Here is a 13,029-nt window from a genome sequence, read left to right as displayed (position 1 = left end):
TCGCCGGCCGGCACCTGGTCGGGCTCGGGCCCAAGCGGATCGGCGTCATCGGCGGCCCGCGCGATTCGAGCTCCAGCCCGGCCCGCCTGCGCGGCTTCACCCGGGCGCTGGGGGAAGCAGGCGTCGACCTGCCTGCCTCAGCAGTGGTCGATTCTGATTATCATTTCGCCGGCGGCCGGCTGGCTATGGAGCGGCTGCTAACGCAGGCGCCCGACATCACGGCGGTATTCGCCTGCAACGACCTGATGGCCATGGGCGCCATCACCGCGCTGCGTTCGCGCGGATTGCGCGTTCCCGACGACATGTCGCTGGTCGGCTTCGACGACATCCCCTACGCCGTCACCACCTGGCCGCCGTTGACGACGATCGCGCAGCCGGTGGAGAAGATCGGAACGCGGGCAGTGAGCCTGCTGCTGGAACGTCTCGGCGAGCCGGCCGCGCCGTCGCGACGGGAAGTCCTGACGCCTGTCCTCGTCGAACGCGAAAGCTGCGCGCCGTTGCGCGGGTAGCGCGTAATCTCCCCCCTTGAGGGGGAGATGTCGCCGAAGGCGACAGAGGGGGTCGCTGCGCATGAAGCGCCAACCTCCATCTGCACAAGCAGGCCGAGCCCAGTCGAACCGACCCCCTCTGGCCTGCCGGCCATCTCCCCCTCAAGGGGGGAGATACGTGCTCATTCCCTCAAGCCGCCGGCTGCAAACCTGCCCTCAAAAGCATGCCGAACAGGTCGCGCGGCTCGTCGGGATCGGCGAGCAGGTCTAGCTCCTCATAGAGGCCGGTGGCCTGCAACTGGTCGCGAACATAGCGCAGCGCGGAAAAATCCTCCGTTGCGAAGCCGACGGAATCGAACAGCGTGACCTGCTCCGGCGCCCTGCGGCCTTGCGCCTTGCCGGTCATCACCTGCCACAGCTCGGTCACCGGATGGTCGGCGTCGAGCTGCTGGATTTCGCCCTCGATGCGCGTCTGCGGCGGAAACTCGACGAAGATGTCGGAGCGCAACAGGATGTCGCGATGCAGTTCCGTCTTGCCGGGGCAGTCGCCGCCGACGGCGTTGATGTGGACGCCGGAGCCGACCATGTTGTCGGTGAGAATGGTGGCGTACTGCTTGTCGGCGGTCACCGTGGTGATGATGTCGACACCTTCCACCGCATCCTGCCCGGTGGCGCAGATGGTGATGTCAAAACCCTTGCCGGCAAGGTTGCGGGCGCATTTTTCCGAAGCCTGGCGATCGATGTCGTAGAGCCGCAGCCTGTCGATGCCGAGCAGCGCCTTGAAGGCGATGGCCTGGAATTCGGACTGGGCGCCGTTGCCGATGATGGCCATGGCGCGCGAACCCTTCGGCGCCAGATATTTGGCCGCGACGGCGGAAGTGGCGGCGGTGCGCAGCGCCGTCAGGATGGTCATCTCGGTCAGCAGCATCGGATAGCCGGAGCCGACATCGGCCAGCACGCCGAAGGCGGTGACCGTCTGGCGGCCCTCGCGCATGTTCTTCGGATGGCCGTTGACGTATTTGAAGCCGTACATCTTGCCGTCGCTGGTCGGCATCAGCTCGATGACGCCGTCATGGCTGTGCGAGGCGATGCGCGGCGTCTTGTCGAACAGCTCCCAGCGGCGGAAATCCTCCTCGATATAGGCGGCGAGCTCGGTGAGAAAGCGCTCGACGCCGATGGCGAGCACCAGCTTCATCATGCGGTCGACGCTGACGAAGGGGACAATGGCAAGGCGGGACGGTTGGGTCATGATCAGAGGCTTCCGGAATGGCTGCGGGTCGGGCGGTCCATGATGCGACGGCCCATCAGGCTGGCGGTGAGGTCGACCATCAGGGTGGCGGTCCGGCCGCGCTCGTCGAGGAACGGGTTGAGCTCGACCAGGTCGAGGCTGGAAACCAGCCCGCTGTCGGACAGCATCTCCATCACCAGATGCGCCTCGCGGAAGGTGGCGCCACCGGGCACGGTGGTGCCGACGGCCGGCGCGATCGACGGGTCGAGGAAATCGACATCGAGGCTGACATGCAGCAGGCCGTTTTCCTGCTCGACCTTGGCCAGGAAGGCGCGCAGCAAAGGCGCAATGCCATGCTCGTCGATAGTGCGCATGTCATGCACGGTGACGCCCGCCTCGTTCAGCGCGCGGCGCTCGGCCGGATCGACGCTGCGCAGGCCCATGGCGCAGATGCGGGCAGGATCGACCGCTTGCGGCAGGTCGGGAAAGTAGCCGTTGAAGCCGGGGCGACCGCTGGCATAGGCGAGCGGCACGCCATGCAGATTGCCGCTGGTGGTGGTGTCGAGGGTGTGAAAATCCGGATGCGCGTCGAGCCACAGCACGAAGAGCGGCCGGCCAAGCTCCGCGGCCCGGCGGGCGACACCGGATACGGTGCCGGCGGAGATCGAATGGTCGCCACCAAGGAAGATCGGCATGGCTTCCCGGGAAGCCGCGTAAGCGGTCTCGGCGATCGCCGCCGTCCAGGCGGAAATCTCCGGCAGCGCTTTCAGCGCGAGATTGCCGTGAACGACGGCGCGTCCCTCAGCCTTCTCTACAGTGCCCCAGTCCTCGACCTGGTGGCCGAGTTCCGCCAGCACCGAGACCAGCCCGGCCGTGCGCAACGCGCTCGGCCCCATCTCGCATCCCATCCTGCCCGCACCGTCCTGCACCGGCGCGCCAACGATCCTGCAGCGCATGATTCTTTCCGTCCTTGCGATTGATCGCAGGAGTGAACCATCATCCGGTGGCGGATTGAACAGGCGAAATTGGCATTTCGAAAAGGCTGATCTATCATATTGGACATATAGTTTGATCGAAATGGAAAATCATGGATACGCTTGACGAAAGGCTGGTGACGCTGCTGAGGCACGATGCGCGGCGCAGCGTCTCCGATCTCGCGGTCGACCTCGGCGTTTCGCGCGCGACGGTGCGATCGCGCATGGAGCGGCTGGAGAAAGCGGGCGAGATCATCGGCTACACGGTGGTGCTGCGCGCCGACGCGGTCGACCAGCGCATGCGCGGCGTCATGATGATCGAGATCGAGGGCCACGCAGCGGACCGTGTGATCAGGGCGCTGGGCGGCTTCCCCGAGGTTTCCACCATCCACACCACCAACGGCCGCTGGGACCTGGTGGTCGAACTCGGAACCGCGTCGCTCACCGATTTCGACGCCGTGCTGCGGCGGATACGGCTGATCCCCGGCATAACGGGGAGCGAAACCAGCCTGCTGCTGGCGACACCGAGGACGACGCGGGCGCGGCTGGCGTAGGTCGAAGCAAAAGCCGCAACGCCGACACCGAGGCGTCAGTCCCCAGAAAGCGAAAAGGCCGCGGGCCTTGGAACTAAATCAAAAGCAGCGGCTGGTCGGCTGGCGAACCGGCGCCGCAGCTTAGATCGCGGGCATCGGGAGCCAGGAGACGGGCTGGTGCGAACCGTGGCTTGTAATGACAAAGCAGGGTCGATAAAGCGCGAAACACGGGAATGCCGAATTCCGCGCGTGTCATTTCGGCAAACCACAAATCGATTCCTCTGTGCGCCAAGGCGTTGAGTACGTCTGACAGGTCACGCTCGCCCGCAGGAGGAGATCGATTTGGCGCGACCTGTTGGATCGAGGCCATGTTCAGAGGTGGGGTCGTCATTGAGACTTTCTCTCGCCATCGCCGCCAACCGCCAGCATTGTCACCAAGCGCTCGCGCAGCCCCGAGCGAAATTTCCATCTGAAGCATTTCCGTCAACGCGGCCGTGGCTGCCAATTGGAGGCTTTGGCCAGCAGAAAAGCCTAGCGAGACGTCCTTGCCGTCCGGTTCTGCTGAAGCGGCGGCCACCACCGGGATGTCGATATCAGAGGTGATATCGAAGAGCCAGGTTCGACGTCCGCGATGCAATAGCCAGTCGACAAGCGTATCGATGCCGATGAGACAGGACAAATCAATGATTTGGCGCTGCCTTCTTCCATACCACCATCTACCGGTAGCATCCCTCTCAACCAGTTCCAGGATGGCCGCCAGTTTCGCAGCGTCCGCGGTGGTCCCTGCCGCGCACCCATTGCTGTCGCCGATCGCTACCGCGGCCTCATCGCCGGCCTCTCGACGTCCTATGAAGGCGAAGTCTGCGGGTATGAACGCCCCATCGCCGCCAAATGCATCCTCAACCCTAAGCCAATCCAGCACCGCAGATTGATGCCGGATCGGAGGTCGCCAGTCGAAGCCGGTGTTTTCTCTATTCCACGCAGCGCGGGCTACGATCTGATCTGGACTGAAGCCATTCAGGCTTTCAGGTGCGATTGCCGCCGGTCCGATCTCGTCGGCCGTAGCGGTGATCACCGGCTCGTCACCCCACGAGCAGCAACTGAAGAGTTCCGCTGCCTCGCCGAGGCAACTCGCCCGGCAGTCGTCGATGCTCAATCCGCGACCGCTGGCCAGTCTGCCTGTTTCTGGCATTGCTGCGCGAGGCATCATTGGCAATTGCAACAAGGCATCATTCGGGATCGCGATCGCGAAGTGAACCGGAACATCCGTCACAGGCAAGTCAATCACGTTGAACAGTTCGCCGACCCTGGCGTGTTCGCAACCATTCATGAAAGCATTTGTCATGAGTGTCGTTGTGCCGTCGACTAAGCCCGCGTTGGAGAGCAGAATAGCACATTCGACAGGGCAGGCAGCGGGCGGCCATGCAAGCGCGATCGGAGCGAGCGGCACTTAGAACAATTCTGTTTGCGGATCTGGCTCAATATAGCCGGCTGACCGCCGCCGATGAACTTGGAACCCTGGATCTCGTTTCGCTCTGTTTCCAACTCTTTCAAACCCATTGCGAGGAATTCGGCGCAGAGTTCATAAAGACGACCGGCGATGGGGTCCTGATCTTGTTTGACGGTGTATCGAGCGCCATCGACTACGCCATTTTCATGCAGGGTACCCTGGCCGATCTCCTGGACAAGAGACCGTTTTACAGTCGGTTCCGGATCGGACTGCATATTGGAGAGGTTCATCGTCGTGACGGCGATGTGTTCGGCCATGCAATAAACGTTGCTGCCCGGGTACAGACGATGGCCGAGCCGGGCGGCGTGTGCGTAACGCAAGACGTCTATTGGGCGGCCCGCAACACCGCGCGGTGGCGGTTTCGTTTCGCCGGGCGGCCCGCCTTGAAGAATATGCCCGAGCCGCTGGCGCTCTACTATGTGGTTGCTTCCAACGTTGCTGATGTCCCAGACAACGGCCATCAGCGGCTGATTTCGGTCATCGATGGGCTGGGCCTTTTCCGGGAAGATGGCGAAGCAATCGCATTGCGTTCCCCGAAAGCGCAGGCGCTGATCGGTTACCTTGCACTGTCCAGCAACTATCAGGAGGTGCATGACCGGCTGGCTACCTTAATTTGGCCAGAACGAAGCCAGGTAGCCGCTCGGCGCGCAATGGCGAATTGCCTGCAGATCGCGGAAAAATCAATTGCGGGCGACTCGGCGGCGGGAATTCTCAGGCGCGGAAATATTATCGGGTTAAGCCCCTCGCGCATAAGCGTCGATGTCGTTCGCATGTTGAAGGATCTTGGAGAGGGCAAGATCGACGACCTGCTCCTCAAACGATCGGATTGGTCTGAGGCGATCTTATTTGGCCTGGAAGGCACCAGCGACCTGTTCAGCGCGTGGCTAAGCGTGACCAGGCACAATTGGCGTGACCACGCATTGGAGGCCTTAGAGGCCATGCTGGAACGCTTCGAGATGTCCGAACCTGCAATGCGCAGGGCGGCAAATGCCCTATTGGTGCTCGAGCCTAGCCATGAGCGCGCTGCACGCTGTCTTATCCGCCACCATGCCGAATTGCACAACGTCGCCGCCGCAATGCGGGTTTACGAAACCCTGCGCGCATTTCTGCGTGAGCGATATCAGCTGGCGCCAAGCGTGGAAACGACAGCTTTGGCGGAAGCGCTGAAAGCTCCAGAACCGCTGTTGTCTCAGAACAAAAAGGCACGTCGGCCTGGTGGACCAGCGCCAACGCTCGCGGTTGGAAAGTTCGAGGCTCGACCCAAGAGAATCTCTCCCCTGGTCTGGGGGTTCCGCTCCGAATTAGTCGCCAACTTGTCCAAATTTCGGGAGTTCACAGTTATCGAGTTGAAGGATGGCGCGATCGAGGGTCCTGACACGGACTATCTGCTGACGGCCCAATGCGTGGACAGCCAGGATGATATGCAGTTGGTGGTCTCGGTCAGCGATCCCGGTACGAACCATGTCATTTGGAGCGAGGCATTTAGATTCTCGCTTGGAAACTGGCTGTCCTTGCAGAAGCAGGTGGTCGGAAAGATCGCTTCAACTCTGGAGGTTTACCTCTCGCATGACAGGCTGTCACGCCAGGTTAGAGGACTCCCGCAAGATCTCGGTGTTTATGATGCCTGGTTGCGCGGCGAGGATCTACTGACTCGCTGGACACCAGACGCCGACGACGAAGCCGAACGGCTATTCGAAGGCGCGATCGTTGCTGACCAGAATTTCGCTCCGGCCTACGCCAGTTTGGCCAGCATCCACAATGCGCGGCAATTCATTCGACCGGGGATTGCGGCAGATCCTTCGATAACGAAGCGGGCTGCCGAACTGGCGCAGCGCGCTGTCGCCCTCGATCCACTCGACGCGCGCAATCATTTGGTCGTTGCGTGGTCAACGGCGATGACTCGACATTTCGAACAGTCGGAAGTGCACTACGAACTAGCCGCTGAACTTAACCCCAACAGTCCAAAAACGTTGGTGTCGGCTGCTCTGGGTATGGCGTTCATGGGCCGCGTCGGTCCAGCTACTCAGTTCTTGGAGCGTGCAATGGATTTGACATCCATGTTTTTGGACTACCAGTGGTCACACATCTCGGTAATCCGCTATTTTGCCGGAGACTTCGAAGGCGCAATCGCGGCGGCCGATCGGTCCAGAAACGCAATAGTCGACACCGCCGGCTGGAAGACTGCCGCCCTGTGCAGGCTGGGAAGAACAGATGAAGCTCGCGCGGCGCTGATGCAATTGCAGGAGTCCGTTGCCGCAGCCTGGGCAGGACCTGCACCACCGACTTTGAAGGACATCTTGGACTGGTTTCTAGGCGCCTTCCCAATCAAGCGGGACGAGGATCGGCGTGATCTGGTGCAATTGATCGAGGTATGATTCCCGAACCCAATTATCTGCAGCGCCGCAGCATGATGGTTCCGAACAGATACTTCCTTACGTCGTCAGAGACGACCCCGCCTACATCGGTTATTACTTTGTCCAGGTATGACCCATTGGCAAGGATCACTGGATCTCTTGGGGCCGTAAGCCGCATGTTTTCGTTCCCGTTGCTGTCCGGCTTGTCCCTTTTTGCCTCTATTTTTAATTTTATGTAATTTCCGTTTACATTATACTTGTATTGTCCATGGCTCGGTGGATTTCCATTGTTGGTGTCTATTTCTAGAGTGTATTCTACACCGTTACTATGCGTGTATTTGCTCTTGTAAAGAGCAGCACCTGTGGAATCCTTTTCCGTGATGAGGTCATCCAGCGTCTTGATAAGGATCACGTCCGCGTCATTGTTGGGGTTTTGAGTGGCGGAGGCTATTCGATCTCCGGCCTCCTTCATTCCCTGGAACCTGTTCTCTGCGCCTTGAACCATTTTGTATACGACTATCGACGCCATGGCCTTCTCCTCCTAGCTGGCTTTCTGTTGGGTTGCGATAAGGTCGTGTAGGGCAAAGGGGCAATCGTCCGGTCCGAAAGGGCCACGTCCGCGTCCGCCGAGTTCGGACTTGGGCTCGAAGCAAACCCGGTTGTGGGCATCAACAATGCCATTTGGAGTGGCCTGTATGGCGGCATGGATCGTTTCCATGACGATGCGGCTGGCAAGCGGTCCCAGCCGCTGGCCGCCCTGAAAATGCTCCGCCTCGCGAATTGTATAAAACCACAATGGCGTCCGCTCGCGCAGCCGCTCCCCGTAGGAAATCCCCGCGTTGAGGCACTTGCTCACCAAGCAGGTCGTTTGGTGATCGATCTGCCAGTTCTCGAGAACCGCGAGGTCTGGTCTCCCCTGGAGACTTCTGGCGACACGAGCCGCCACGTCCTGTGCGTTCGGGATGAGCACGGTCCGCCCCCGCACAAGTGTGCGGGCCGCCAGATTGGCCGTACTTGCGATTTCACAGCCAGGCTCGGTCGGGAACATCCAATCTGGCAGTCGAAATAGCTTCTGCGCCAGGTGAGTATCAATCCGGGCCGCCTCTATCGGCGCGTTCTGCCCTCCGCCGGCAAGATTCGGCCAATGGACGACCCAGTCCGCCGGCAAGCGCCCGTCTTCCAGGCCTCCTCCGAGATGTGTGAGCTCCAGTAGTCTTGCCAGCGCTCCGCCGTTCTGCCTTCCCCAGGTCATGTATTCCGAGCGGACCATGCTGTGCCCGAAGCGGAAACATGCTGCTGCGAATTCAACCGGGAGAAGGAACGGCTCCTTGTCGAAACTGCTATCTGGTCGCACGACAGCGCGGCCATTCCTGAATACGTCGCGATAAACAACCGGATCGATCACGTGCTTCAGATAATCGAACAGGACCACCGCCTGGAAATGCTGCCGGGTGATGCTTCTCTGCTCATCCTCGCTCTCATGCGGAAAGCGTGAGGCAACGGCCTGGTGGAACCTGGTCATGGCTACGTGGAACTGTGCGATCCCGAGATTGCTGTCGTTGCGCTGGTCCGCAATCACGGCCTCACCTTGCCGGGTGCGGGGCAGATCGTCGAAGCCTGCGTTGGGGCCGTGCGTTTTGCCCAGTCGCAAACCGGCGCTCAGGCATGTGTCGCGCACCGGCTGCAAATGTCGGTCGACAGGACCGAATAGGCTGTCCAGATCGAGTGCTGCAGAGCGCCAATTCAGCGTGGGACAGGCAGGATCCTCATCCCGCATCTGCGAGAGATCATGCGCTATGAACTGGCCGAGATAGGTGTAGGCGGCCGGCATATGCGCACCGACGGTGACACCACCGGCCCCTTCCATCATCGCTTCGCCGAGCGCTGCAAGCGCGGCCGGATCCGGTAGCTCCGAAGGCTCCGCCGTAGGCATGATGCGACCGTAGAGCGTCGAACCCTTCGGTAAGTCCGGTACCAGCCTTTCAGCGAGGAATAATTCTGCGCCTTTTGGCGACAGCGCGACGGACCGCTTCTCCGGTTCGTAGAACCCGTCCAGCTTCAGGCCGGCGAAGCGCCCATCCAAGTCAAAGACGGTGAAGCTGGGTGACTGGTTTTGAAAAGAAAATGGAGGCGCTTCGGAGTAGTCCGCAACGACATGTAATCCGCCACCATGAACCCTCGACATTCGCATCCCTCGATTGCGAAAGGCGCCCTGAACTACAATAGTTAATCACACCCAACAGCACCGGTCCAGAGATACGGAACCTCGCGAGCGAATGGCTCGGCTCCTCGCGGAATTTTCAATTCTTCTCCAGATACAAGAAATAACAATTGGACTGGAGCATAAGTGTTCGCCTAGTTCTCTGGTCGCCACGACATTTTCTTCAACTTCTTTGTCAGCTCCGGTTTTGCCGAATCACTTAGTCTTCTTTCTGGAGCCGTATTTGACCATGCCATTCCGCCTAACCCTTACATTCGAAATGTAAGACACGAATACACTGGTAGAATTGGCGGCAGGAATCATCTTGCGCGCGAGGCAACTCCCCCGCTCGCTCCTGCGTCAGACAGCAAAAAGGCCCGGTTACCCGGGCCCTTTTTGCTTTTCAAATCTGAGAAGATTTGGAGCGGGTGAGGCGATTCGAACGCCCGACCCCAACCTTGGCAAGGTTGTGCTCTACCCCTGAGCTACACCCGCTCACGCGGCCTCGGCCGCAAGCCGCGCCTATATGGCTGAAGAGCGCGGCGATTGCAACAGGGAAATGACGAGCTTTTTTCGGCCAGCTCTCAAGTGCCATCGGCATCGCTTTGCGGCGCTTGGGTTTGCCGTAGGGTTCCAGGACGGCCTTGCCGAGAGGGCACCATTGGCCGTAAACGGCATGGCCCGCCGGAATGAAGTGAGGACCGATGCCGAAGACCGAAGCCGAGCTCAATGCCTTTCTTGCCAACCTCGGCATCAGCGTGTCGACGGTGCGCCACCCGCCGCTCTACACGGTCGCCGATTCGCAGGCGTTGCGCGGCGAGATCGCCGGCGGCCACACCAAGAACCTTTTCCTCAAGGACAAGAAGGACAATTTCTTCCTCGTCAGCGTCGGCGAGGAGGCGGAGGTCGATCTCAAACAGATACATCATCTGATCGGCGCCGCCAGCCGGGTGTCGTTCGGCAAGCCGGAAATGCTGATGGAACTGCTCGGCGTCATTCCGGGCGCGGTCACTGTCTTCGGCCTGATCAACGACAGCGGGCGGCGGGTCAAGGTCGTGCTCGACCAGGAGTTGATGAGCCATGCGGTCGTCAACGCCCACCCGCTCACCAACGAGGCGACGACCTCGATCGCCTCGGCCGACCTCGTCAGATTCGTCGAGGCAACCGGACACGATGCTGTTATCTTGAAAGTCTCGGCTTGATCGCCACATGGATGGCGAAAACTGACCTAGGCAAGGATTGTCGCGCCTCCCCGCTGGCCGGCAGCGCGACTGGAAGGGCAAGGACATGAGCGACAACAATCCGTTCGGCAACAGTGGCGGCCAGTATGCCACGACCGTGCAATATGGCGGCGGCGAGCCCAAGCTCCCGCTCGGCGAGGCGCCGGCCGACCTCATCAAGGACACGACGACGGCCGGCTTCGCCGCCGACGTCATCCAGGAATCGCGCCGCCAGCCGGTGCTGGTCGATTTCTGGGCGCCGTGGTGCGGCCCCTGCAAGCAGCTGACGCCGCAGCTCGAAAAGGCGGTCAAGGCCGCAGGCGGCACCGTCAAGCTGGTCAAGATGAACATCGACGATCATCCCTCGATCGCCGGCCAACTCGGCATCCAGTCGATCCCGGCGGTCATCGCCTTCAAGAACGGCCAGCCGGTGGACGGCTTCATGGGCGCCGTCCCCGAGAGCCAGATCGCCGAATTCATCAAGAAGGTCGGCGGCAAGAACGGCGCCGGCAACCAGGTGGGCGAGGCGCTGGCGGCGGCAGCCGAGGCGCGCGGGGCGGGCGACATCCAGACCGCCGCCGACATCTACGATGCCATTCTCGAACAGGCGCCGGAGACGATCGAGGCGATCGCCGGGCTCGGCGAAGTGCTGTTCGAGGCCGGCGACACGGAAGGCGCCGAGGCCGTTCTGGCGCGGGCGCCGGAAGACAAGAAGGACGCGCCGCAGCTTGCCGCGCTGCGCGCCAGGATCGCGCTTGCCGCGCAGGCCGCCTCGCTCGGCAATCCGGCGGAGTTCGAGCGGCGCCTTGCCGCCAATCCGGCCGACCACCAGGCGCGCTTCGACCTGGCGATGATCCAGAACGCCCGGGGCGAGCGGACGCAAGCGGCCGACAATCTGCTGGCGATCATCAAGGCCGACCGCAGCTGGAACGATGACGGCGCCAAGGCGCAGCTGCTGAAGTTCTTCGAGGCCTGGGGCATGACCGACGAGGCGACGCTGGCGGCGCGGCGCAAACTGTCGTCGCTGCTGTTTTCCTGAGGCCGTTCGCCGGCTGTTTTTTCCGGATGGGCTTGCGGCCGGGCGCAGGTGCGCCATGTTAGAGCACGACGCGCGGCCCCGGCTTCGCGCGGGGATGGAGGAGATCGCGGATTTGAGATGCTTCAGGCGATCGGAGGACTGATTGCAGGCGGGAAACGCGCACTACCGGCGTGGAGCCGATCTGCCGGCGACGATCCCGGTGTTTCCGCTTGCCGGCGCACTGCTCTTGCCGGGTGGGCGCATGCCGCTCAACATTTTCGAGCCGCGCTATCTGCAGATGGTCGACGAGGCGGTCGGGGGTGCGCGACTGATCGGCATCATCCAGCCCAGCCTCGACGGCGCGCTGCGCGACGACGGCGAGCCGGAACTGTGCAGCGTCGGCTGCGCCGGGCGCATCATCTCGCTGGCCGAGAGCGGCGACGGCCGCTATCTGATCTCGCTGCAAGGCGTCTGCCGGTTTCGCATCACGCATGAGGCCGCCACCAAGACGCCGTTCCGGCTATGCCGGATCGCGCCTTTCCTCGCCGATCTCGACGAAGACCGCGCCGGCGCCGAAGTCGACCGGCCGTCGCTGCTGAAAGCGTTTCGCGCCTATTTACAGGCCAACGATCTCGAAGCCGACTGGGAAAGCGTCAGCCGCGCTGAGAACGCCATGCTGGTCAATGCGCTGTCGATGATGGCGCCCTATGGCCCTGCCGAGAAACAGGCGCTGCTCGAGGCGGCGGACCTGAAGACGCGCGCCGAAACGCTGATCGCCATCACCGAAATGGCGCTGGCGCGCGAGGGTGAGGACTTTGGCTCTAGCCTGCAATAGAGTGTATCGATATTCAGGTGAGGCCGGCCTGCAAACGGCGGCTTCCTGCGCTTCCGGTGCTCACGTACTTCAAGTGCGCTCTGCTCCGGTTCTCGGAAGCCGCCATTTTCGACTCGGCCTGACCTGAATCTCAACACCCTTAAGCACCAGTTGGACAAGGAAAAGTGCGATGGCTGCGGATGGGCGTGACGGACAGAAGGCCAGTGTCGATCCGAAGCTCCTGGAGCTGCTGGCCTGCCCGCTGACCAAGGGTCCGCTGACCTGGGATGCTGAGCGTGGCGAGCTGATCTCGCGCGTGGCCAAACTCGCCTATCCGGTGCGCGACGGCATTCCGATCATGCTGCCTTCCGAGGCGCGGACGATTTCCGCCGAGGATCTGCTGTCGCCGCCGCGGCTGAGCGGGCCATCGTAAATGGCGGGGGCGTAGCCTTTGGCGGAAGCCCTTCCTCCCATCGTCATCCTGGGGTCCGCGCCGCGTCGCTTTGCTCCTTGCTTCTCAGCCAATCTCGACGGTTTTCAACATGCATTGGCGTGAAGACGTCGTTGGGGCCGATCCCTACTGAAAATTCCGACCCTTGGGCATGACGCTCTCCGCCTTGCCGGACAGCACAGCGATGTCCGGAGGGGCTGGCAAAGCCGGCGGCATCTCCTCCAAAAGCACGGTCAGCC

General features: G+C 61.7%; 12 protein-coding genes and 1 tRNA gene. 7 read left to right on the top strand and 6 right to left on the bottom strand.

The annotated features are described in order from the left end of the window. A partial coding sequence (locus EOA33_RS09255) for a substrate-binding domain-containing protein (RefSeq protein WP_145989094.1) occupies nt 1–509 on the top strand: 509 nt, incomplete at its 5' end. Between the two features lie 169 nt (nt 510–678). Here EOA33_RS09255 and EOA33_RS09250 read toward each other — a convergent pair. Both EOA33_RS09250 and rocF read right to left on the bottom strand, forming a co-directional pair. Further along, the gene (locus EOA33_RS09250) at nt 679–1,737 is read right to left on the bottom strand and encodes an ornithine cyclodeaminase (protein WP_126057352.1); all 1,059 of its coding nucleotides are present in this window, start codon (nt 1,735–1,737) and stop codon (nt 679–681) included. A 2-nt stretch (nt 1,738–1,739) separates the two neighbouring features. After that, nucleotides 1,740–2,672, bottom strand: coding sequence for an arginase (rocF, locus tag EOA33_RS09245; RefSeq protein ID WP_126057353.1), 933 nt, complete (start codon nt 2,670–2,672; stop codon nt 1,740–1,742). 131 nt (nt 2,673–2,803) lie between these two features. Between rocF and EOA33_RS09240 the strand changes: the two genes are divergently transcribed. Continuing rightward, complete coding sequence (locus tag EOA33_RS09240; protein ID WP_126057354.1) at nt 2,804–3,244, top strand: Lrp/AsnC family transcriptional regulator; 441 nt, start codon at nt 2,804–2,806, stop codon at nt 3,242–3,244. Nucleotides 3,245–3,317: 73 nt separating this feature from the next. Here EOA33_RS09240 and EOA33_RS09235 read toward each other — a convergent pair whose 3' ends face one another. Next, nucleotides 3,318–4,568: a YcaO-like family protein gene (locus EOA33_RS09235; RefSeq protein ID WP_126057355.1), complete on the bottom strand. Its 1,251-nt coding sequence runs from the start codon at nt 4,566–4,568 to the stop codon at nt 3,318–3,320. A gap of 77 nt (nt 4,569–4,645) precedes the next feature. Between EOA33_RS09235 and EOA33_RS09230 the strand changes: the two genes are divergently transcribed. Beyond that, complete coding sequence (locus EOA33_RS09230) at nt 4,646–7,108, top strand: adenylate/guanylate cyclase domain-containing protein (protein WP_127405468.1); 2,463 nt, start codon at nt 4,646–4,648, stop codon at nt 7,106–7,108. Between the two features lie 13 nt (nt 7,109–7,121). On the opposite strand, the gene EOA33_RS09225 is transcribed toward EOA33_RS09230, so the two are convergent. The 3 genes from EOA33_RS09225 to EOA33_RS09215 all read right to left on the bottom strand — a co-directional run bounded on the left by EOA33_RS09225 (nt 7,122) and on the right by EOA33_RS09215 (nt 9,782). After that, on the bottom strand, nt 7,122–7,616 hold the full coding sequence (locus EOA33_RS09225; RefSeq protein ID WP_126057357.1) for a hypothetical protein: 495 nt from the start codon (nt 7,614–7,616) through the stop codon (nt 7,122–7,124). 12 nt (nt 7,617–7,628) lie between these two features. After that, nucleotides 7,629–9,272, bottom strand: coding sequence for a peroxidase family protein (locus EOA33_RS09220; RefSeq protein ID WP_189347284.1), 1,644 nt, complete (start codon nt 9,270–9,272; stop codon nt 7,629–7,631). Nucleotides 9,273–9,707: 435 nt separating this feature from the next. Then, nucleotides 9,708–9,782, bottom strand: a tRNA-Gly gene (locus tag EOA33_RS09215). A 209-nt stretch (nt 9,783–9,991) separates the two neighbouring features. On the opposite strand from EOA33_RS09215, the gene EOA33_RS09210 reads away from it, so the two are divergent. The 4 genes from EOA33_RS09210 (at nt 9,992) to EOA33_RS09195 (ending at nt 12,772) form a co-directional block, all read left to right on the top strand. Further along, nucleotides 9,992–10,489 (top strand): prolyl-tRNA synthetase associated domain-containing protein, encoded by a 498-nt coding sequence (locus EOA33_RS09210; protein ID WP_126057372.1) that lies wholly within the window; start codon nt 9,992–9,994, stop codon nt 10,487–10,489. A gap of 85 nt (nt 10,490–10,574) precedes the next feature. Then, entirely contained in the window at nt 10,575–11,546 is a 972-nt protein-coding gene (trxA, locus tag EOA33_RS09205; RefSeq protein WP_126057373.1) for a thioredoxin, read from the top strand. Between the two features lie 142 nt (nt 11,547–11,688). After that, the gene (locus EOA33_RS09200) at nt 11,689–12,360 is read left to right on the top strand and encodes an LON peptidase substrate-binding domain-containing protein (RefSeq protein ID WP_126057374.1); all 672 of its coding nucleotides are present in this window, start codon (nt 11,689–11,691) and stop codon (nt 12,358–12,360) included. A gap of 169 nt (nt 12,361–12,529) precedes the next feature. Beyond that, nucleotides 12,530–12,772 carry a Trm112 family protein gene (locus EOA33_RS09195; RefSeq protein WP_126057375.1) on the top strand — a complete coding sequence of 81 codons (243 nt, stop codon included), beginning with the start codon at nt 12,530–12,532 and terminating at the stop codon, nt 12,770–12,772. The last annotated feature ends 257 nt before the right edge of the window (nt 12,773–13,029 follow it).

Source organism: Mesorhizobium sp. M4A.F.Ca.ET.050.02.1.1 (assembly GCF_003997725.1).
In the GTDB taxonomy this organism is placed as follows: Bacteria; Pseudomonadota; Alphaproteobacteria; order Rhizobiales; family Rhizobiaceae; genus Mesorhizobium.
This window is presented reverse-complemented; position numbering and strand designations above follow the sequence as displayed.

Bases quoted from the DNA above. Each gene is read 5' to 3' on its own strand.
- EOA33_RS09250 (WP_126057352.1), bottom strand. From the start codon at position 1,737: ATGACCCAACCGTCCCGCCTTGCCATTGTCCCCTTCGTCAGCGTCGAC.
- rocF (WP_126057353.1), bottom strand. From the start codon at position 2,672: ATGCGCTGCAGGATCGTTGGCGCGCCGGTGCAGGACGGTGCGGGCAGG.
- EOA33_RS09240 (WP_126057354.1), top strand. From the start codon at position 2,804: ATGGATACGCTTGACGAAAGGCTGGTGACGCTGCTGAGGCACGATGCG.
- EOA33_RS09235 (WP_126057355.1), bottom strand. From the start codon at position 4,568: ATGACAAATGCTTTCATGAATGGTTGCGAACACGCCAGGGTCGGCGAA.
- EOA33_RS09230 (WP_127405468.1), top strand. From the start codon at position 4,646: ATGCAAGCGCGATCGGAGCGAGCGGCACTTAGAACAATTCTGTTTGCG.
- EOA33_RS09225 (WP_126057357.1), bottom strand. From the start codon at position 7,616: ATGGCGTCGATAGTCGTATACAAAATGGTTCAAGGCGCAGAGAACAGG.
- EOA33_RS09220 (WP_189347284.1), bottom strand. From the start codon at position 9,272: ATGTCGAGGGTTCATGGTGGCGGATTACATGTCGTTGCGGACTACTCC.
- EOA33_RS09210 (WP_126057372.1), top strand. From the start codon at position 9,992: ATGCCGAAGACCGAAGCCGAGCTCAATGCCTTTCTTGCCAACCTCGGC.
- trxA (WP_126057373.1), top strand. From the start codon at position 10,575: ATGAGCGACAACAATCCGTTCGGCAACAGTGGCGGCCAGTATGCCACG.
- EOA33_RS09195 (WP_126057375.1), top strand. From the start codon at position 12,530: ATGGCTGCGGATGGGCGTGACGGACAGAAGGCCAGTGTCGATCCGAAG.